This is a genomic window from Variovorax paradoxus (assembly GCF_040544635.1).
In the GTDB taxonomy this organism is placed as follows: Bacteria; Pseudomonadota; Gammaproteobacteria; order Burkholderiales; family Burkholderiaceae_C; genus Variovorax; species Variovorax paradoxus_R.
In genome coordinates, this window is record NZ_JBEPKJ010000010.1 from 42,265 (window position 1) to 61,418 (window position 19,154).

Annotated in this window: 23 protein-coding genes; 9 read left to right on the top strand and 14 right to left on the bottom strand. The window is 66.4% G+C overall.

What is annotated here, in order from left to right:
* Positions 1 to 18 precede the first annotated feature (18 nt).
* A complete protein-coding gene (locus ABIC94_RS17415) occupies positions 19 to 966 on the top strand; it encodes a bifunctional helix-turn-helix transcriptional regulator/GNAT family N-acetyltransferase (RefSeq protein ID WP_436318038.1) in 948 nt (315 codons plus the stop codon).
* On the opposite strand, the gene ABIC94_RS17420 is transcribed toward ABIC94_RS17415, so the two are convergent.
* The 6 genes from ABIC94_RS17420 to ABIC94_RS17445 form a co-directional block, all read right to left on the bottom strand.
* On the bottom strand, positions 953 to 2,461 hold the full coding sequence (locus ABIC94_RS17420; RefSeq protein WP_354374255.1) for a tripartite tricarboxylate transporter permease: 1,509 nt from the start codon (positions 2,459 to 2,461) through the stop codon (positions 953 to 955). The two genes, ABIC94_RS17415 and ABIC94_RS17420, sit on opposite strands and share 14 nt — an antisense overlap.
* A 15-nt stretch (positions 2,462 to 2,476) precedes the next feature.
* Positions 2,477 to 2,950 (bottom strand): tripartite tricarboxylate transporter TctB family protein, encoded by a 474-nt coding sequence (locus tag ABIC94_RS17425; protein ID WP_354374256.1) that lies wholly within the window; start codon positions 2,948 to 2,950, stop codon positions 2,477 to 2,479.
* Between the two features lie 43 nt (positions 2,951 to 2,993).
* Positions 2,994 to 4,001: a tripartite tricarboxylate transporter substrate binding protein gene (locus ABIC94_RS17430; protein WP_354374257.1), complete on the bottom strand. Its 1,008-nt coding sequence runs from the start codon at positions 3,999 to 4,001 to the stop codon at positions 2,994 to 2,996.
* Between the two features lie 126 nt (positions 4,002 to 4,127).
* Complete coding sequence (locus ABIC94_RS17435) at positions 4,128 to 4,910, bottom strand: 3-hydroxybutyrate dehydrogenase (protein ID WP_354374258.1); 783 nt, start codon at positions 4,908 to 4,910, stop codon at positions 4,128 to 4,130.
* A 94-nt stretch (positions 4,911 to 5,004) separates the two neighbouring features.
* Positions 5,005 to 6,201 carry a patatin-like phospholipase family protein gene (locus ABIC94_RS17440; RefSeq protein WP_354374259.1) on the bottom strand — a complete coding sequence of 399 codons (1,197 nt, stop codon included), beginning with the start codon at positions 6,199 to 6,201 and terminating at the stop codon, positions 5,005 to 5,007.
* 83 nt (positions 6,202 to 6,284) lie between these two features.
* Positions 6,285 to 6,734, bottom strand: a complete 450-nt coding sequence (locus tag ABIC94_RS17445; protein WP_354374260.1) for a CHRD domain-containing protein — start codon at positions 6,732 to 6,734, stop codon at positions 6,285 to 6,287.
* A 148-nt stretch (positions 6,735 to 6,882) separates the two neighbouring features.
* Between ABIC94_RS17445 and ABIC94_RS17450 the strand changes: the two genes are divergently transcribed.
* Positions 6,883 to 7,434 carry a DUF924 family protein gene (locus tag ABIC94_RS17450; protein ID WP_354374261.1) on the top strand — a complete coding sequence of 184 codons (552 nt, stop codon included), beginning with the start codon at positions 6,883 to 6,885 and terminating at the stop codon, positions 7,432 to 7,434.
* Here ABIC94_RS17450 and ABIC94_RS17455 read toward each other — a convergent pair.
* Positions 7,431 to 8,348: a YihY/virulence factor BrkB family protein gene (locus ABIC94_RS17455; RefSeq protein ID WP_354374262.1), complete on the bottom strand. Its 918-nt coding sequence runs from the start codon at positions 8,346 to 8,348 to the stop codon at positions 7,431 to 7,433. The genes ABIC94_RS17450 and ABIC94_RS17455 overlap by 4 nt on opposite strands.
* An 81-nt stretch (positions 8,349 to 8,429) precedes the next feature.
* Here ABIC94_RS17455 and ABIC94_RS17460 point away from each other — a divergent pair, with 81 nt between their 5' ends.
* Genes ABIC94_RS17460 through ABIC94_RS17470 form a run of 3 tightly spaced genes read left to right on the top strand, consistent with a single transcriptional unit; the run spans position 8,430 to position 10,619 of the window.
* On the top strand, positions 8,430 to 9,020 hold the full coding sequence (locus ABIC94_RS17460; protein ID WP_354374263.1) for a chromate transporter: 591 nt from the start codon (positions 8,430 to 8,432) through the stop codon (positions 9,018 to 9,020).
* The gene (locus tag ABIC94_RS17465) at positions 9,017 to 9,625 is read left to right on the top strand and encodes a chromate transporter (protein WP_354374264.1); all 609 of its coding nucleotides are present in this window, start codon (positions 9,017 to 9,019) and stop codon (positions 9,623 to 9,625) included. The genes ABIC94_RS17460 and ABIC94_RS17465 overlap by 4 nt, the downstream gene beginning before the upstream one ends.
* A 28-nt stretch (positions 9,626 to 9,653) precedes the next feature.
* On the top strand, positions 9,654 to 10,619 hold the full coding sequence (locus ABIC94_RS17470) for an aldo/keto reductase (protein ID WP_354374265.1): 966 nt from the start codon (positions 9,654 to 9,656) through the stop codon (positions 10,617 to 10,619).
* 18 nt (positions 10,620 to 10,637) lie between these two features.
* On the opposite strand, the gene ABIC94_RS17475 is transcribed toward ABIC94_RS17470, so the two are convergent.
* Entirely contained in the window at positions 10,638 to 11,159 is a 522-nt protein-coding gene (locus tag ABIC94_RS17475; protein ID WP_354374266.1) for a GNAT family N-acetyltransferase, read from the bottom strand.
* A 68-nt stretch (positions 11,160 to 11,227) separates the two neighbouring features.
* On the opposite strand from ABIC94_RS17475, the gene ABIC94_RS17480 reads away from it, so the two are divergent.
* The 3 genes from ABIC94_RS17480 to ABIC94_RS17490 all read left to right on the top strand — a co-directional run bounded on the left by ABIC94_RS17480 (position 11,228) and on the right by ABIC94_RS17490 (position 13,436).
* A complete protein-coding gene (locus tag ABIC94_RS17480; protein ID WP_354374267.1) occupies positions 11,228 to 11,815 on the top strand; it encodes a helix-turn-helix domain-containing protein in 588 nt (195 codons plus the stop codon).
* A 125-nt stretch (positions 11,816 to 11,940) separates the two neighbouring features.
* On the top strand, positions 11,941 to 12,111 hold the full coding sequence (locus ABIC94_RS17485; RefSeq protein WP_354374268.1) for a hypothetical protein: 171 nt from the start codon (positions 11,941 to 11,943) through the stop codon (positions 12,109 to 12,111).
* 113 nt (positions 12,112 to 12,224) lie between these two features.
* Entirely contained in the window at positions 12,225 to 13,436 is a 1,212-nt protein-coding gene (locus ABIC94_RS17490) for an NAD(P)/FAD-dependent oxidoreductase (protein ID WP_354374269.1), read from the top strand.
* Positions 13,437 to 13,446: 10 nt separating this feature from the next.
* Here ABIC94_RS17490 and rlmB read toward each other — a convergent pair whose 3' ends face one another.
* From rlmB to ABIC94_RS17505, 3 genes are read right to left on the bottom strand one after another with little or no spacing between them, the layout of a single operon-like run.
* Positions 13,447 to 14,193, bottom strand: coding sequence for a 23S rRNA (guanosine(2251)-2'-O)-methyltransferase RlmB (gene rlmB / locus ABIC94_RS17495; RefSeq protein WP_354374270.1), 747 nt, complete (start codon positions 14,191 to 14,193; stop codon positions 13,447 to 13,449).
* 33 nt (positions 14,194 to 14,226) lie between these two features.
* A complete protein-coding gene (locus ABIC94_RS17500; protein WP_354374271.1) occupies positions 14,227 to 15,207 on the bottom strand; it encodes a hypothetical protein in 981 nt (326 codons plus the stop codon).
* Complete coding sequence (locus ABIC94_RS17505; RefSeq protein ID WP_354374272.1) at positions 15,204 to 15,926, bottom strand: ABC transporter ATP-binding protein; 723 nt, start codon at positions 15,924 to 15,926, stop codon at positions 15,204 to 15,206. Before ABIC94_RS17505 ends, ABIC94_RS17500 begins: the two co-directional genes overlap by 4 nt.
* Here ABIC94_RS17505 and ABIC94_RS17510 point away from each other — a divergent pair.
* Positions 15,925 to 16,608, top strand: a complete 684-nt coding sequence (locus ABIC94_RS17510) for an arylesterase (protein WP_354374273.1) — start codon at positions 15,925 to 15,927, stop codon at positions 16,606 to 16,608. The two genes, ABIC94_RS17505 and ABIC94_RS17510, sit on opposite strands and share 2 nt — an antisense overlap.
* A 74-nt stretch (positions 16,609 to 16,682) precedes the next feature.
* Here ABIC94_RS17510 and ABIC94_RS17515 read toward each other — a convergent pair whose 3' ends face one another.
* The 3 genes from ABIC94_RS17515 to ABIC94_RS17525 form a co-directional block, all read right to left on the bottom strand.
* Complete coding sequence (locus ABIC94_RS17515; RefSeq protein WP_047785064.1) at positions 16,683 to 16,886, bottom strand: hypothetical protein; 204 nt, start codon at positions 16,884 to 16,886, stop codon at positions 16,683 to 16,685.
* A gap of 69 nt (positions 16,887 to 16,955) precedes the next feature.
* On the bottom strand, positions 16,956 to 17,918 hold the full coding sequence (locus ABIC94_RS17520; protein ID WP_354374274.1) for a hypothetical protein: 963 nt from the start codon (positions 17,916 to 17,918) through the stop codon (positions 16,956 to 16,958).
* Positions 17,919 to 17,932: 14 nt separating this feature from the next.
* Positions 17,933 to 19,126, bottom strand: a complete 1,194-nt coding sequence (locus tag ABIC94_RS17525) for a PLP-dependent transferase (RefSeq protein ID WP_354374275.1) — start codon at positions 19,124 to 19,126, stop codon at positions 17,933 to 17,935.
* Between the last annotated feature and the right edge of the window lie 28 nt (positions 19,127 to 19,154).

Consider the following 19,154-nt stretch of genomic DNA (forward strand, 5'->3'; position numbering starts at 1 on the left):
AAAATGACAATGGCAACCATGTCGAACGTTCTGCCAGCTCCCGATACCGCCGCCGTCAAGGCGATCCGCCAGTTCAACCGCTTTTATACGAGCCGGATCGGGGTGCTCGACCCCTACCTGGGCAGTGAAATGTCGCTGACCGATGTCCGCGTGCTGTACGAGCTGGCCCACCGGAAAATGCCCGTGGCCAGCGAGATCGGCCGCGACCTGAAGCTCGATGCCGGCTACATCAGCCGCATCCTGCGCCGCTTCGAGGCCGAGGGCTGGCTCACGCGCGAGCCCCACGCCCGCGACGCGCGGCAAAGCGTGCTGCGCCTTACCGAAGCCGGCCACGCCGCATTTGCGCCGCTGCAACAAAAATCGCGCGACGAGGCCGCCGCCCTGCTCTCCCCGTTGCCTTCGCACGACCGCCAGCAGGTGGTCGATGCCATGGCGCGCATCGAGCGCCTGCTCGATCCAGCCACCGCTCCCGCGGCACGCACCCGCACCGTCGTGCTGCGCGATCCCGTGCCCGGCGACATGGGCTGGGTGGTGCAGCAGCACGGCGAGCTGTATGCGCGCGAGTACGGCTGGAACAGCGAATTCGAAGCCCTGGTCGCCGAAATCGTGGCCGAGTTCGTTCGCAAGTTTCAGCCCGCGTGGGAGAAATGCTGGATTGCGGAGCTTGATGGCGAGCGCGTCGGCGCAATCTTCGTGGTGCGCAAATCGGCCACCACGGCCCAGTTGCGCCTGCTGCTGCTCGCACCCTCGGCGCGCGGCCTGGGGCTGGGCGCACACCTCACCGACGAATGCATTGCCTTCGCCCGCGCCAAGGGCTACCGGAAGATGGTGCTCTGGACCAACAGCTGCCTGGAGGCGGCCCGCGCCATTTACGCCAAGCGCGGTTTCAAGCTGGACAAGTCCGAACCCTACGAAGGCTTCGGCCAACAGCTCGTGGGCGAGACCTGGTCGCTCAAGCTGCAGTAGACGGAGCGGCGCGCCTGCCTTTGACCCATAGCTTCTTGAGCAAGGGCGCAAGCCACACCAGCACGACGACGACTGCCAGCGAAGCGGCAATAGGCCGCGACACGAAGCCCGCCAGGTTGCCGTCGGACTTGATCATCGAGGTGATGAAGTTCTCCTCGAGCATGCCGCCGAGCACCACACCCAGAATGGCGGGCGCAATCGGAAAACCGTTCTCCTCGAGCAGATAGGCCACGATGCCGGCCGCGAGCATCACGCCCACGTCGAACAGCGAGTTGTTGATGGCAAACGCGCCGACGATGCAGAACAGCAGAATGAGCGGCATCAGCACGTTGCGCGGCACTCGCAGGATGCGCTTGGACACCTTGATGCACAGAATGCCGAGCGGAATCATGATGATGTTGGCAATGATGAACAGCATGAACACTGCATAGATGTTCTGCGGGTTCGTGGTGAACAGCGTCGGCCCCGGATTGAGGTTCTTCATGTAGAGCACGCCGATCACAATGGCGGTGATCGAGTCTCCCGGAATGCCGAACACCAGCGCCGGAATCCACGCACCGGCCAGCGCGCTGTTGTTGGCCGAGCCCGATTCGACAATGCCTTCGACATGGCCCGTGCCGAACTTCTCGGGCTCTTTCGAGAATTTCTTGCTCATGGCGTACGACATCCATGCCGCGATGTCGGCGCCCGCGCCCGGCAGCGCGCCCACCGCCGTGCCCAGCACGCTGCCGCGCAATATCTGCACCGGGTACTTCTTGGCCAGCGCCCACTGCCCCGAGAGCACGCGGCCCACTTTCTCGACCACGATCTCGCCGGGCGGCAGCGTATCGACGGCGAAGCGGATCACCTCCGAGATGGCGAACATGCCGATCATCATCGGGATCATGCCGATGCCGCCGGTCATCTCCGCATTGCCCAAGGTGAAGCGCGGAAAACCTGCAGGGTTTCCAAGCCCCACGCAGGCCACCAGCAGGCCGAGCAGCAGCGTGACCATGCCCTTCAGCGGCCGGTCGGAAGTGATGAACACCGCGCAGGTCAAGCCCAGCAGCACCAGCCAGAAGTACTCGAAGGAACTGAAGTTGAGCGCAAAGTCGGCCAGCGCCGGCGCCGCCACGATGAGCACCACCGTGCCGAAAAGCCCGCCCACGGCGGAGAACACCAGCCCCGCGCCCAGCGCGGTCTCGGCCATGCCCTTGCGCGTCATCGCAAAGGCTTCGTCGGTGTAGGCGGCGGATGCGGGCGTGCCCGGAATGCGCAGCAGGCAGCCCGGAATGTCACCCGAGAAAATGGCCATTGCGGTGGCCGTGACCATGGCGGCAATGGCCGGAATCGGCGGCATGAAAAAGGTGACCGGCACCAGCAGCGCAACCGCCATGGTGGCCGACAAACCAGGTACCGCGCCAACGAACAGGCCGTAGAGCGACGCCAGCACCATCACGAGGATGGTGTAGGGCTCGAAGACCATCGAGAAAGCCTGCAAGAGTGCTGCCGACATGAATGGAGCCCCCGGTTACCAGGCGATGGGTGTCAACACGCCCCACGGAAGCGGAACGCGCAACAGCTTGTAGAACGCGGCATGGATGAGCAGCGAGGCAATCACGGCCACCAGCACCGCGCGGCCCGGCGGCACGCGCATGGCGAGCATCAGTGCCAACAGCGAGATCGCCGCGGTCGGCAGAAAGCCGAGCCGCTCGGAGGCGAAGATGTAGAACAGCACCGCGCCGATGACCAGCGCAGCCGACAGCACGTGGCGCGGCGAAGCGGCCCAGTCGCCAAACCGCACCCAGGCCACGGCCTGCCGCTCGCGCCAGCCCTTGACCAGCAGCATGGCGCCGCAGACGCACAGCCCCACGGCAATCAGCCCCGGGAACAGGGCCGGCCCCACTTGCTGGCCCGGTATGCCGGGGTAGCTGCGCACCACGGCGAGCACCAGTGCGCCGAGCACCAGCAGGATCAGCCCGAAGACCGCGTCGTTGAACTTCATCGCGCCGCACCTCCCTTGGCCGTGCGCGCACGCCGCGCGGCGCTCACTTGACGATACCCACGGCCTTCATGGTTGCACCGAGTTCGGCGTCGGACTTCGCCATGTAGGCGGCGAATTCATCGGGCCCCGCATAGATCACGCCGAAGCCGCGCGACGCCATGAAGTCGGTGTACTCCTTGCTCGCCACCACCTTCTTGATCGCGGCCGCAAGCTTGTCGCGCACGTCGGCGGGCAGGCCCTTGGGCGCCACGATGCCGCGCCAGGCCGCCAGCGACCAGTCGCTGCCGATGGCCGCCTTGAGCGTGGGCACGTTGGGATAGAGCGCCGAAGGCTTGTCGCTCATGATGGCAAGGCTCTTGACCTTGCCCGCATCGATCAGCGAGCGTGCCTCGGGCAATGAAACGGGCGCCACGTCGACGCCGCCCGCGACCACGTCCTGCAGGCCCGGCGCCGCGCCGTTGCTCGGTACCCAGGGCAATGCCGCGGGGTCGATCTTCTGGTCGCGCAAGAGGCCCGCGACGGCGAGGTGCCAGATGCCGCCCTGCCCCGTGCCCGAGGCCTTCAGCTTGCCGGGGTTGGCCTTGATGGCCGCCAGCAGTTCGGCCACGTTCTTGTAGGGCGCGTCGGCGCGCACCTGAACGCCGGCCGGGTCGAGATTGGTAAGACCGATGGGGGTGTACGAAGCGCCTGTCAGCTGCGTCAGCCCTTGCCAATGCATCATGCCGATCTCGACTGTGGCCATGCCGATGGTGTAGCCGTCCGGCGGTGCGGCGGCAATGGCCGAGTGGCCCACCACGCCGTTGCCGCCGGTGCGGTTCACCACCGTGATCGGTTGGCCCAGTTCTTTTTCGAGCAGGCTCGCGATGATGCGCGCCGTGGCATCGGTGCCGCCGCCCGCGCCCCAGGGAACGATCAGGGTGACAGGCCGGCTCGGATAGGCCTGGGCCGCTGCGGGAGCCGCCGCTGCCAGCATGGCGAGCCCGGCCGCAACGCCCGCGGCATGGGCAACAAAGGAGCGTCGCGAAAAGAAACGGGGCGAACGAACATGCATGGCTGTTGTCTCCTGGCGAAGGTCATTGGTATGACGTTTGAATGGCTGGTGCGAGTTTTCGCACAGTTCACTCGCCAGAGACATTAGGGTGAACCATCGTGTGCCGCGCGCAGCGGCGTCATTTCGTTACTGCATGAACCAGCCGTGGCTCACTACCAGCGATTGGCCGGTCAATGCATTGGTCGGAAAAGCCGCGAACAGCAGCGCCACGCGCGCCACGTCTTCGGTGGTGGTGAATTCGCCGTCGACCGTCTCCTTGAGCATCACGTTCTTGATCACCTGTTCCTCGGTAATGCCGAGCGTCTTCGCCTGCTCGGGAATCTGCTTTTCGACCAGCGGCGTGCGCACGAAGCCCGGGCAGATCACGTTGGCGCGCACGCCGTGCTTGGCGCCTTCCTTCGCGACCGTCTTGGAGAGGCCGATGAGGCCGTGCTTGGCCGTGACGTAAGGCGCCTTCAGCAGAGAAGCCTCCTTCGAGTGCACCGAGCCCATGTAGATCACGCTGCCGCCGCGGCCTTGCGCGTACATGTGCTTGAGGCAGGCCTTGGTGGTGAGGAAGGCGCCGTCCAGGTGAATGGCGAGCATCTTCTTCCAGTCGGCAAAGCTGAACTCCTCGACCGGGTGCACGATCTGGATGCCGGCGTTGCTGATCAGGATGTCGATGCCGCCGAAGGCCTTGGCGCCCTCTTCGACCGAGGCGTTGACCTGGTCTTCGTTGGTTACGTCCACCGCCACGCCGATGGCCTGCGCGCCCGTGGCCCTGAGCTCTGCAGCCGCGGCGTCGGCCGCTTCCTTGTTGAGGTCGGCAATGATGATCCTGGCGCCTTCCTGTGCGAAGAGGATGGCAATTTCCTTGCCGATGCCGCTGGCCGAGCCGGTGATGTAGGCGACCTTGTCCTTGAGTTGCATGGTGAACGTCCTTGAGGTTTGATAAAGGAAGAGGAAGAAAAAGAAAAGCGCGATTGCAAAAATCAGCCGCGCATGCGAACCGCGGTGCCTCGCATCAGCGCGACAACCCGGGACGCTTGACGCGCTCCACCCCGGGCTCGCCCAGGTCGAAGGTTGTCACGCCATTTACCGTGGCCTCACTGCGCAGCGTTTCGGGGTACGCCAGCGTCCGCCGCATGTCGCGCGCACCGGCCTCCCAGTGCTCTTCGACGGCGGCGCGCGAGAACTCGTAGTCCTTCGATTCGGCCTCGTAGGGCTTGTCGCGGTAGATCAGGTGAAAGATGTCGATGGGCTGGTGCGTGAGCTCGGCCTGCACTGCGAGCACCGAAGGGTCGTTGCGCAAGCGCGCGGGCAGCTTGGAGATCAGGTCCGCAATCGCCTGCTGCAGATTCAGGTTGGCGGCCAGCGCATCGGTGTTCATGCGGGTACGGCTCGAGTAGGTGATGTCCTTCTGCCGCTCCAGCACGCCAGAAAGCGTGCGCGGCATTTCGCCCCGCGCATTGAAGAGGTCGACCTGCAGCACCACCAGCGGCTCGCTGCGCGGATGAATGTCGAGCACGTATTGCAGCGGCGTGTTCGAGACGATACCGCCGTCCCAGTAGTCGTCGCCGTCGATGTGCACCGGCGCAAAGCCCGGCGGCAGCGCACCGCTGGCCATGATGTGCTCCGGGCCGATGCGCTGGCGTGTGTTGTCGAAGTACACCGAATTGCCGGTGCGCACATCGACCGCACCCACGCTGAAGCGCGCCTCGCAGGCATTGATGCGGTCGAAATCGATCAGCCGTTCGAGCGTGGTCTTGAGCGGCGAGGTGTCGTAGTAGCTCAGGAGCGGCGCGGCGCCGCCCATCAGCAGGGCCGGTGAATACCGCGGCTCGAAGAAGCCCGGAATGCCGACCAGCGAAGCCATGGTGGCGCTCCACTGGTTCTGCGTGGCGCGGTCGCCCAGCCACGAAGGCAGCCGCTGCGAAGGCCCTGAAGACACCAGATGCCAGAACTCGCGCAGCTTGTCGACCCGATGCTCGGGCGCGTTGCCCGCAATCAATGCCGCGTTGATGGCGCCGATGGAAACGCCGGCGATCCAGTGCGGCTGCAGCGCGGTTTCGCTGAGTGCGGCATACACACCCGCCTGGTAGGCGCCGAGCGCACCTCCACCCTGGAGAACGAGGGCCTTGCGCGCATCGCGCATGTCTTCGCGGCGTGCCGCGAAAGTGTTGAGGGTCTTGGTTGCGGCACGGGGCTTCTTCGTCGTCATGATGTCATTTGACACCAGCCCCGTGGCGCGAGCCTGACCAAGGTCATGGCGCCATCAGGCGCCGCATGCAATCGTGCGGTCGATCACATCTTGGGAAGCATTTGCCCCCGGATCTCGCCTGCCGGATTGGCCGCCGTGTGGATGTTGGCATACCACTTGCCGGCGATCAGGTCGGCCGCCTGCGCCGGTGTGAGCGTGGCCTGGCCTTCGATCGGACTCTCCGCTCTGGCAAAGGGCAGCACCACGCCGGCATTGGCACCCGCTGCCGCAGGGCCGTGGAAGTGGCCTGCCGTGGCCGGGCCGCTGAGGCCGCTGTAGGTGATCTTGTACTTCAGGACATTGGTGTCTCTGTTGAGCCAGGCTTCTGCCATGCCGCTGCCGCGCGTCATGTTGGGCGGCACTTCGCTGGCGGCGTTCATTGCGCCGCTGAAACTCGCGGTGTTCGACTTCGACATCATCCCGCAGCCGACCAGCGCAGCACTGGCCACGCCTGCAATGAGGGCTGCGCGCAAAAAGGTGCCATATCGGTTCATGAGCTTTATCTCCTGAGTTATGAAAACCGCTCCAGCATAGGCAGCCCGGGCGTATTGCCGTGTCGGCCACCACCGCGACTTTCCAGGCCCTTCGCGGACGCTTTGGCGGCCCTTTTGGGCCGCCTGTGCGTTGAAAGAGAATGCAGCGATGACCTTCTCCGACCTCCCCACCGCCCGCGATGTCGTCGACTTCTGGCGCAGCGCCGGGCCCGATCGATGGTTTGCCAAGAACGAAGCCTTCGACGCCAAGTTCGGCGAACGCTTTCTCGCCGCGCATGAAGCGGCAGCCCGCGGCGATCTCGACCACTGGGCGCACGACGCCGAGGGCGCGCTCGCGCTGCTGGTGCTGCTCGACCAGTTCCCACGCAACACCTGGCGGGGCAACGCCCGCATGCTCGCGACCGACGCCAGGGCCCTGGCAGTTGCCCGCGACGCGATCGAGGCTGGCCTCGACCTGAAGGTGGACGAAGACCTGCGCCGGTTTTTCTACCTGCCGTTCATGCATTCCGAATCGCTGGCAGACCAGGAGCGCTCGGTCGAGCTCAATGCGGCACTCGACGCCAACACGCAGCGCTTTGCGGTATTGCACCGCGACATCGTCGCGCGCTTCGGCCGCTTTCCGCACCGCAACAAGCTGCTCGGGCGCACCGGCAGCGCCGAGGAGCAGCGTTTCCTGGACGAAGGCGGCTTTGCCGGTTAGCCCTGCGGGAGCGGCTCCGACCGGGTCGGCGAAGGGTTCGCGTCGCCGCTGTCCCTGGCGTTCTTGAGCGAGCCATAGGTCTTGGCATACACCCAGGTGAACTCGGCTCCCAGCAGGAAGATCTGCGCCGAGTAGTACACCCACACCAGCACCACCACCAGCGAACCCGCGGCACCGTAGCCCGAAGCCACGCTGCTCTTGCCGATGTAAAGGCCGATGAGGTGCTTGCCGACGGTGAAGAGCAGCGCCGTGACCGCTGCGCCCACCCACACGTCGCGCCACTGCACCTTGGCGCGCGGCATGATCTTGTAGATCATCGCGAAGATCACCGTCACCATCGCAAAGCTGAAGACGAAATTCACCGCCTGCGCCAGGGCGGCCCAGGTACCGAATACCGGCGACCACCATTTGCCCAGTGCCGCGAGCGCCGCACTCGCCACCAGCGACACCATGAGCAGGAAGCCGATGCCCATGATCATGCTGAACGACAACAGCCGCACGCGCAGCAAATTGAAGAGCCCCTTGTTCTTTGCGCGGGCCGGCGCGCGCCAGATGCGGTCGAGCGCGTCCTGCAGTTCGCCGAAGACGGTGGTCGCGCCGACCACCAGCAGAGCGATGCCGACCACCGTGGCCACCACGCCCTCGGTCGGCTTGTTGACCGCCTGCAACATGCCCTGCACCGCGGCTGCGCCCTGTTCGCCCATCAGGCCCGAAAGCTGCAAGAAGATTTCACCGCGCGCGGCCTCCTGGCCGAACACCAGCCCGGCCACGGCAATCACGATCAGCAGCAGCGGTGCAATCGAGAATACCGTGTAGTACGCCAGCGCGGCCCCCATGCTGGGGGCGTAGTCGTTCGACCAGGAGGCGACGGCTTCCTTGCACAGGTCGAAGAGCGCGCGGATTTGCATGACCATGAAGTCTCCCTTTGAGTGGCGCAAGGGCATGTCAGCCCGGTGCCCGCCGTGTTGCAGGTATGGCTACGATAATCGCTCCACATGCATCCGTCCCCCTCAGGCGCGGCGGCGCCGTCCGACCCTCCGCAACCGAAGTCGCCACGCGACCTTTTTATTTCATTCACCTGGCTTGCGCTGCAGGGATTCGGCGGCGTGCTCGCCATCGTCCAGCGCGAAATGGTCGAGAAAAAGCGCTGGCTCACGCCCGAGCAATTTCTTGAAGACTGGGCCGTGGCCCAGGTGATGCCGGGGCCCAACGTGGTCAACCTCGCGCTGATGATCGGCGACCGCTATTTCGGACTGCGCGGCGCGATTGCCGCCGTGGCCGGCATGCTCGCGATACCGCTCGTCGTCATCCTCATGCTGGCCGTGCTGTACGCCCACTACGCCGCCAACCCGCAGGTCGCGGGCGCGCTGCGCGGCATGGGCGCGGTGTCGGGCGGGCTGATCGCCGCCACCGGCATCAAGCTGATTCCGCAACTGCGCAAGCACCCGCTCGGCTTTGCCACCTGCCTGGTGTTCGTGGCACTGGTGTTCGGCGCCATCGCGGTGTTGAAGATTCCGCTCGGCTGGGTGCTGCTGGCTGTGGGCGGCATGGCTTGCGCGTGGACGTGGCGGAGGATTGCGCCATGAGCCCTATCACCATCGTGATGCAGTGGCACGACTGGCTCGCGCTTTTTGGCCAATACCTGCTGCTTTCGCTGCTTTCGATCAGCGGCGCCATCACCACGGTGCCCGACATGCACCGCTACCTCGTCGCGCAGCACGGCTGGCTCACCGAGGCGCAGTTCAGCTCGTCGGTCGCCATCGCCCAGGCCGCGCCGGGCCCGAACGTGCTCTTCGTCGCGCTCATGGGCTGGAACGTCGGGCTCAACGCGGGCGGCGGCATCGGCGCCGGGCCGGGCGCCTGGCTGCTCGGCTTTCTCGGGCTCATGGTCACCATGGTCGGCATCATGCTGCCGAGCACCACCCTCACCTACCTTGCCACGCGCTGGGGGCACCGCAATCGCGACCGGCGCGGCGTGCGCGCCTTCAAGCAAGGCATGGCGCCGGTGGTGGTGGGCTTGCTGATTGCCACCGGCTGGGTGCTGGCGGCGGGTAACCACGCCGGCGATGCGCCCGCGTGGCATCTGTGGCTGCTGACCGCGGTGGCAGCGCTTATCGTCTGGCGCACGCGCTTGCACCTGCTCTGGCTGCTGGGCGCGGGTGCGCTGCTCGGTGCCGTGGGCTTTGTCTGATCCTCGCTCTCTTTAGGGAAACAACTTCATGTCGCAACTCCGCTCGCTCGGCCGCTCCGGCCTCCTGGTTTCACCGCTCGCCTTCGGCGGCAACGTGTTCGGCTGGACGGTGGACGAAGCCACCTCGTTCCGCCTGCTCGACGCCTGGCTGGATGCGGGGTTCAACTTCATCGACACCGCCGACGTCTACTCGAGCTGGGTGCCGGGCCACACCGGCGGCGAGTCCGAGACCATCATCGGCAAGTGGCTCAAGCAAAGCGGCAAGCGCAACCGCGTGGTGCTGGCCACCAAGGTCGGCAAGCCGATGGGCGAAGGCAAGGTGGGCCTGTCGCCCGCCTATATCCGCGAGGCGGTGGAAGCTTCGCTCCAGCGCCTGCAGACGGACTACATCGACCTGTACCAGGCGCACGACGACGATGCCGCCACGCCGCTGGAAGACTCGCTAGGTGCGTTCGACGAGCTGATCAAGGCCGGCAAGGTACGCGCCATCGGCGCGTCGAACTACAGCGCGCCGCGGCTGGCCGAAGCGCTCGAGGTGTCGGAGCGGCTCGGCATTGCGCGCTACGAAAGCCTGCAGCCGCTCTACAACCTCTACGACCGCGCCGTGTTCGAAGACGCGCTGGAGCCGCTGTGCGTGAAGCACGAAGTGGGCGTGATCAACTTCTATGCGCTCGCGGCCGGCTTCCTCACCGGCAAGTACCGCACCGAAGCCGATGCCGCCAAGAGCGCGCGCGGCGCCAACACCACCAAGAAGTACCTGAACCCGCGCGGGTTGCGCATTCTCGAAGCGCTCGACAAGGTGGCCCAGCAGTACAACGCCAAGCCGGGCCAGGTCGCCATCGCATGGCAGATTGCGCGGCCTTCGGTCACGGCCCCCATCGCCAGCGCCACGTCGATTGCCCAGCTGGAAGAACTGGTCGTGGCCACCCAGCTCAAGCTCGACGCCGGCACCATCCAGATGCTGGACCGGGCGAGCGCCGAAACCCCGGCCTGAGGCTGGAAGACGCGCGGCCTAACCGTCGACCGGATTCAGCGGCGTCGAAAGAATCCGCTGATAGAAGGCCACGTCGAGCCAGCGGCCGAACTTGAAACCGGCCTGCCGCACGGTGCCGGCGTGCTCGAAGCCCAGCCGCTCGTGCAGCCCGATGCTGCCGGCGTTCGCGGCATCGATGGCACCGACCATGACATGCACGTCGCGCGCCGCAGCCTCGGCAATGATCGCCTCCATGAGCGTGCGGCCGAGGCCGGCGCCCCGGTGACCGGCCTCCACATACACCGAGTGCTCCACCGTGTACTTGTAGGCGGGAAAGGCGCGAAACGCACCGTAGCTCGCAAAGCCCAGCAGCTTGCCGCTCTCGTCTTCCGCGCCGATCACGGGAAAACCGTTGGCTCGCTTGGTGGCAAACCACGCAACCATGTTCTCGGGCGTGCGCGGCTTGTAGTCGTACAGCGCGGTCGAATTGACGATGGCTTCGTTGAGGATGGCAAGGATGGCGCCCGCGTGGGCTTCCTCGGTGCAGGAGATCAGGCGCATGGTTGTTCCTTTCGGCCGGCGGCTCGATGCCGCGCAATTTGTCCAATATAGGAGAATAATAATCTCATATGAGAAACAATTCGTCTCCGCCCATCGAGCCGTCCGGCATCGACTCGCTCATTGCCGGCCGGCTTCTTGCGCTGCGCCAGGACAAGTCGCTGAGCCTTGCCGAACTGGCCGAGCTTTCGGGCGTCAGCAAGGCGATGATCTCGAAGGTCGAGCGTGCGGAGAGCAGCCCGACCGCCGCGCTGCTGGGGCGGCTGGCCGCTGGCCTCGGCGTGCCGCTCGCGCAGTTGCTGACCGAGGACAAGGGCTCGCCGCAACGGCTGCGCGCCCGGGCGCAACAGGAGGTGTGGCGCGATCCCGAGGCCGGCTACTTGCGTCGCCAGATCGTGGAGCGCAGCGCCAACGGCGGTGTCGAAATGGTCGAGATCGAATTGCCGCGCTCGGCACAGGTCGGCTATCCGAGGTGGAGCGGCAAGCCGTACCGGCAATGCCTGTGGATGCTCGAAGGCGCGCTGCAAGTGGACTATGGCGACGAGCGCTTTGAACTCGCGCCCGGCGATTGCCTCGATTTCGGCGTCGACCGCCCTCTGGTCTTCAAGGCCCTCGGACGCACGGCTTGCCGCTACCTGTTGGTGGCCTCCCCCGCGTAGACCGGGGCAGGTCCGGCATCAACAAAGTAGTAGGCAAGTTCCCACAGCGACTGGCGACGAAGGCCGGTGCGGGCCCCGATGCCGGCCGGGATACTGCAAGGCATCACAGTTTCGGGGGAACAAGCATGTCTTTTGTGCTCTACATGATCGGTTTTCTGATCTTCCTGGCCGGCGTTGCCTGGGGTGCCTCGGTGGCCGGCGTGCCTACGCTCTACATCGGCATTGGCGCGCTGATCATCCTGGGCATCGGTATCTTCAGCGCGGTGTCACGCACGCGCAGCAAAGATCCTTCCTGAATTTTCTGCCTGCCGTTCAATTCACACAGGCTTCACGCCGCGCGCACATGGCGTAGCTAACTTCGCGTGCGCACCGCAAGTCGCGGTGCGCAACGCCACAAGTCAGCTCGCCCATGCTCGTTTCCAGCTCCTTCTCCCGCCTCGACAATTCCCCGCTTTCTGCTGTCGCCACTTCCGCGCCCCCGATGGCCGGCGGGCGGATTTCGACTGCGCAGGTCGATCTGCTCGTGGTCGGGGCTAGCTTTGCCGGGCTGGCCTGCGCCCGCGCCGCGGCGTTGGCCGGGCTCAGCGTCATGGTGCTGGAGAAGAAGTCCAGCGCCGGTGCCAAGCTGCACACCACCGGCATCATCGTGAAGGACGCGGTCGATACGGTGCCATGGCTTGCGGAAGTGCCGCCCGCCCTGGTGCGCCGCATCGACGGCGTGCGGCTTTATTCGCCCGACATGCGCCACGTGGATCTGCATGCGCCGGGCTACTGGTTCTGGGCCACCGATGCGCCCGCCCTGCTCGACTGGATGGCCGGTTCAGCCAGGGCCAGCGGGGTCGATGTGCAGCTTGGCGCCTTGTTCGAACAGGCACTGTGGCGGAATGGCCGCTGGGAAATTCCGCTGGCCCACGGGCCTTGCCACGGCACTTGCATTTCTGCCCGCTACATCGTGGGTGCGGACGGCCCGCATTCGCGCGTTGCCAAGGCCTTGGGGCTGTCGCGCAACACGCGCTTTCTCTACGGCGTGGAACACGAATACCAAGGCGCGCGCATGGCACCCGGCTTTCTGCACTGCTTTGTCGACCGCCAGCTGGCGCCGGGCTACATCGGATGGGCGCTCGACGGCGTCGGCGTGAGCCAGATCGGGCTTGCCCGTCGCATGGGCGCACAGGACGCACCGGCGCTTCGGCTCGATCCGCTGTTGCGAAAGATCGCCTCGGTCGTGTCGCCGGGCGATGCGCCGCCCGTGGCAATCCGTGCAGGGATGATTCCGTGCGGCGGCATATTGCCCGTGGTGGCGCGCGAGCGTGCGCTGCTGGTGGGCGATGCGGCCGGCATGGTGTCGCCGGTCACGGCCGGCGGCATTCACACGGCGTTGCAGCACGGAGAGCGCGCCGGCGACGCCATCGCGCGCTTTCTTCGGGGCGAGGTGGAAGACCCGGCCGGCTGGTTCGTGCGCAGCTATCCGCGCTTCAGGCTCAAGCGCGCGCTGCGCTGGGCCTTCGATAATTTCCAGAGCGACTGGATGTTCAACCGCCTGCTGGGTACGCCCCCGATGCGGCGCATGGCGGAGCTCGTGTACTTTCACCGCAAGGCCAGCCCCTTGCAGAGAGGCTAGCGATGCAGCGTCAGGTGCCGCGCTGCCGCATCGCCTCGTAGAGGCACACGCCGCTGGCCACGGAAACGTTCAGGCTTTCGACCGCGCCGGCCATCGGAATGCTCACAAGCTCGTCGCAGGTCTTGCGGGTGAGCTGGCGCATGCCCTCGCCTTCGGCTCCGAGCACCAGCGCCAGCGGCCGTTTGAAGTCGCTCTGGTAGATGGTTCCGGGTGCATCGTCGCTGGTGCCGACGCACCAGATGCTGCGTTCCTTGAGTTCGTTCAGCGTGCGCGCCAGGTTGGTCACCATGAAATACGGCACCGTTTCGGCGGCGCCGCTCGCCACCTTGGCCACGGTGGCGTTGATGCCGGCCGCATGGTCCTTGGGAGCGATGACCGCATGTGCCCCCGCGCCGTCGGCCACGCGCAGGCAGGCGCCCAGGTTGTGCGGGTCGGTCACGCCGTCGAGCACCAGCAGAAGGGGCACGGTGCCGGCTTCTTCGAGGCCTTCGAGCAGTTCGTCGAGCGAGCGGACCTGCGCAATGGGCTCGACCCGCGCCACGACGCCCTGGTGGCCATGGCTGCCGGCGAGCTTGGCGAGCCGCAGCCCGTCGGCCTCCACCAGCCGTACGCCGGCTTCTTGCGCGCGCGCAATGAACTGTTTCATGCGCGCATCGCGCCGGCTGGTGTCGAACATCACTTCGAGCACCGATTTCGGCGCGGTCTTGATGCGCACGCCCACGGCATGGAAGCCGAAGATCACTTTAGGGGAAGACATCCCCCGATTATCGAGGGCAGCGCGCCCTCTTCTTCAAGCGATCGGCAGGCCGCTGTGCGCACGGGTGCGTTCGTCGTGCAGTTCCTGCACGGCCAGCGCGTTCGGATGCACCCGGGCGCTGTTGCCGGCGCTCTCCAGGTATTGGCAGGCGGCGTGGCTCTCGGCGGCTTTCTCGTAGTGGGCGATCCAGGCATCGCGCATCGGCAGCTTCTCGGGCGACACCGGCCACACGCCCGGCTGCGGCCGCAGGTGCTCTCCGATGCCGATGCGCCAGGGCTTGGCGCTCAGGCGGGCGCGAAAGCAGTTCTGGTTGCGGCACATGCGCGCATAGACCTTGTCAGCGCCCAGCGCGTGGAAGCAGTCGGCCACCGCCATGTCGGCCGGGCTGAAGACGTCGTGCATCGCCAGCACCCGGAAACCGGCCGGCGTGCGATAGAGGCGCAGGTGCCAGTCGGGGTGCTGATGGACGAAGCGCCCGATGCGGTCGGCCGCGCGCTTCTCGGGCGTGGGGTTGTCGCTGGCCTCGCCGCGCTTCTTGCCCAGGCCGATGCGGTAGGCCACGGCAAAGACCACGATGGCTGCGATCAGCCCGCCCACCCAGGTCTTGGCCGTCCAGCCGCCGACGACGCCCGCGATCAGCGCAGGCACCAGCGCAAAGCCGAACAGGCTGCCGCGCAGGGGTTCGTCGAAATCGATGTCGACGAACAGCACGTCGGGCGTGTTGAGGCAGCGCGCGCCATAGCTGTTGCGCGTGATGACGGTGTCGCCCTGCCGCTCGACGATTTCCTCGCGGATGGGTACACCCTCGGCCCCGTTGTAGGCCAGCTTGCGCTCGCGGCGGTTGAGGTCTTCGCCCCCGGCGATGCGGTCGAACGCCTCTCGCGTGCGCTGGTCGGCATGCGCCTGCGCGGCGATCGGGCTGTCGTCGGACCAGCCGTAGCGCCGCACGGTAATCTGCTTGCCATCCACCCGCTCCTGGATTCGGCCTTCGGCCCAGAACCGTGGAACGATCATGCTTCGAGCGAAGCCACCAGCACAGGCTTGGACTCGTTGAGCGCCATGCGCCCGGCCTCGATGGTGATGCGGCGCTCGCACTGGGCCGCAATGCCGCGGTCATGGGTCACGAGCACGAGCGTGGTGCCAAGCTCCCGGTTCAGGTCGAACATCAGCCGCATGACCTGCTCGCCGGTTGCGAAATCGAGGCTGCCGGTGGGTTCGTCGGCCAGCAGCAGGGCCGGCTGGACCACAAAAGCCCTTGCAAGCGCCACGCGCTGCTGTTCGCCGCCCGAGAGCACCTTGGGGTAGTGGCCAAGGCGTTGCCCGAGCCCGACCCGTCCGAGCATCTCGGTGGCGGCCTTGCGCGCGTCCTTGCGGTCGGCCAGTTCGAGCGGCAACATGACGTTCTCGAGCGCGCTCAGGTTCCCGAGCAGCTGGAAACTCTGGAACACGAAGCCCACGCGCTGGGCGCGCAGCGCGGCGCGCTCGTCCTCGTCGATGGCAAAGATGTCGTCGCCCGCAAGCTTGACGGTGCCGCGCGTGGGCGTGTCGAGCCCGGCAATGATCGACAGCAGCGTGCTCTTGCCCGAACCCGAGGCACCGACGATGGCGGCGGTTTCCCTCGCGCCCAGGGTGAAATCGATGTTCTGCAAAATGTCGAGCGTACCGGTCGAGTCGGTAACGGACTTGAACACATGCTCGACAGCGACAATGGCATCAGACGGAGGTTGGGACATGGAAAGGCTTTTCGTTTTGAATCGACGTGACTTTATCTTGACCGCTGCCGCATTCGGCAGTGCAGGGACATGGACGGCGGCAGCACAAGCCCAGTCCGCGCAGGCTGCGGCGCCCCGCAAACCCGTCATTCTGGTGCTTGGCGATTCGCTGAGCGCCGAATACGGCCTGAAACGCGGCGAAGGCTGGGTGCCGCTGCTTGAAAAGCGGCTCGCGGACCAGAAAATCCCGGCTGCGGTAATCAACGCCAGCATCAGCGGCGACACCAGCTCGGGCGGGCGGGCACGCTTTGCGTCGCTGCTGGCGCAGCACAAGCCCAGCCACGTCGTGGTCGAGCTTGGCGCCAACGACGCGCTGCGCGGCCTGCCGCTTCAGAACACCGAGGAAAACCTGCTGCAGATCACCAAGGCCGCGCAAGCGACCGGCGCCAAGGTGCTGATCGTCGGCATCCAGGTGCCGCCCAACTACGGCGGTGACTACACGCGGCGCTTCGAGGCGGTGTTCGGCAAGGTGGCCAGCACGACCAAGGCGGCGCTGGTGCCGTTCCTGCTCAAGGGCGTGGCCGATGCGCCCGCCGCGCTCGCGCTGTTCCAGGCCGACCGTATTCATCCCACGGCCGCGGCGCAGCCGCAGTTGCTTGAGAACGTATGGCCGGAACTGCGCAAGCTGCTCGCGGCCAAGTAAGCCGGCCCCAAACAAAAAGCCGCTGCAGACCCGAAGGCCTGCAGCGGCTTTTTGTCGAAAGCGTCGATTGCGAATCAACCGTTCTTGGTCGGCAGATCGGGCACCGTCGGCGGATCGCGCTCGAGCGAGGCCACGTCGGTTTCCGGGTCGCCCGGGGCGAGGCCTTCGCTGCTTGGAGAGAGCTTGCGATTGGCCTTCTCGCGGAGCTTCTCTTCCTTTTTCTTCTTCTTGGCCAGCTCCTTCTGGCGCTTTTCGTAGCCGTAATTTGGTGTTGCCACTGCTTCTCCTTGAGGCGAGACAGTCACGGTGACTGTGCGTAGCCTACTGTAAGCGATAACGGTGCAGTCTCAAGGCGCGGAACCGGGTGGTGTTTCGAACTCGAACACACCTTGCAAACCTGGATAGCGCTGGTGCATGAACCAGCCCATGGCCCCGGCGCCGACCACCATGGCCAGCACCAGGGCGACCACCGTCCAGCCGACGTGTTCGCCCAGCGGCCAGAAGAGAAACACGGCCAGCACCGGCAGCAGCGCAGCGAGGGAAGACAGCCACATCCAGCGGCGTGGCGCCAGCATGGGTTCCCAGGTTTCCGGATCGATGCCGGCGTCGATGAACACCTCGGCCGCAAAGCGCAGGCGCGGCCGGGGCTCGGTGGCCAGACGCAACAGCAGCGCGCGCAGGAGCGCGGCGCGGTTGCGAAAGCGGGTCACGCGGCCGATGTCGATCGTCAACGCGAGCGGGAGCCGGATTTCCGTATCCTTGGAAGCGCCCGCAACCCGCTGGAAGACCAGCCGCTTGACGATCGCATCGCTGGAGACGAATTCGGTTCTCACATCCTGCAGGCCCGCATCCACGCGGCACACCGCGCGCCAGGCCACCGCCTGCGGCAACGCAGTGTCGCCCCAGCGCATGCCTTGCGCGTCGATCCGGATCGAGCCTTGGCCCACGCGTGCAAATTGGCGCAGCAGGTACCAAAGCCCACCGCCGAGCCCTGCGAGGAGCGCGAGTACGGCCAGCGCGACGATCGCCTCGTTGCCACGCACGTTCGACCAATCGTCCTGCAGCACCACCGCCGCACCCAAGGAGAGCGCAATCAGCGCGAAAAGGGCCGCCAGCCCACCGAGCAGGAGCCGCGTGGTCGTCACATCCGGCACGCCCTCCAGCGGGCCGCCCTGCACCAGGGCCTCCAGCACGTGTGCCGGGACCTTCAGCACGCGCGATGCGACGGCATGGGACGGCGCCCGCGCCGGCGCGATGCCGCGCACGGCGTCCGCCGCGGCGGACGGGCTCTTGCGATGCTTTCTTGCCATGGCCGATGGCGGACCTACATCTGTAACAGCGCCTGCTGCAAGTCCGCCCGCAGGTCTTCCGCGTCCTCCAGGCCGACGGAGAAGCGCACGAGCGTGCCCTTGTGCGGCCAGGGGGCCACGCTCGCATCGCGCATCAGGCCGATGTCGTAGGGCACCACGAGGCTGACCGGCCCGCCCCACGAATAGCCGAGGCGGAACAGCTTCAGGCTGTCGCAGAAGCGGTCGACCTGCTCGGTGCCGTAGCGCTCGTCGAAGACGATCGAGAACAGGCCGGCGGCCAGGTCGGTTGCGCCGCACAGCGCGCGCCAGTTCGCATGGCCGGGCGATTCTTCGAGCGCCGGGTGGAGTACCTGGACGATCTCCTCGCGGCCGCTGAGCCAGCGCGCCAGCTCGCGCGCCGTGCGGTCGTGCGCGGCGTAGCGCAGCCCGATGCTGGGCAGCGAGCGCAGCAGGGTTTCCACGTCGCCCACGCCCACGCCGAACCCCATGCGCATGTGGGTGAGCTTGAGCGCGCGGTGCAACCGCTCGTCGCGGGTGGTGACGCTGCCCATCAGCACGTCGCCGCCACCGCTCGGGTACTTGGTGAGCGCATGCACCGAGATGTCCACGCCCTGCCCGCTGCCGTTGAAATCGAAAGGCGCGAACGCCAGGCCCGCGCCCCAGGTGTTGTCCAGCGCCGTGACCACCCCGCGGGCGCGGCAGATCTCCACCAGGGCGGGCAAATCGGGGAACTCCATCGTCACCGAGCCCGCCGCCTCGACCCACACGAGCCGCGTGCGGTCCGAGAGCTTGGCCCTCAGGTCGGCCGGATTCATCGCGTCGTACATGCGATGGGTGATGCCGAAGTTGGCCAGCTCGCCGGTGGCGAGCGCCTTGTTGGGGCCATAGGCGTTGTCCGGAATCAGCACCTCGTCGCCGCTCTTCAGGAACGCAAAGGAAACCAGCGATATGGCGGCGAGCCCGCTCGGCACCAGCAGGCATTCGGTGCCTCCTTCGAGCGTGGCCAGCCGCTCCTCGAGCGTGAAGGTGGTCGGCGTGCCGTGCAGGCCGTAGGTGTAGCCGGCCTTGGTTTTCCAGTCGCGTGCGCGCATGGCGGCCACGTCGGCAAAAAACACGGTCGACGCCTTGTAGATGCCAGGCTGCGGAGCGGCGAAGTTGGCAGGCGGGCTGTAGGGATGGTGGATCAGGGTCGTGGAGGGCTTGCTCATAGCCCGATGCTAGCGCGGCGTTCCGCCG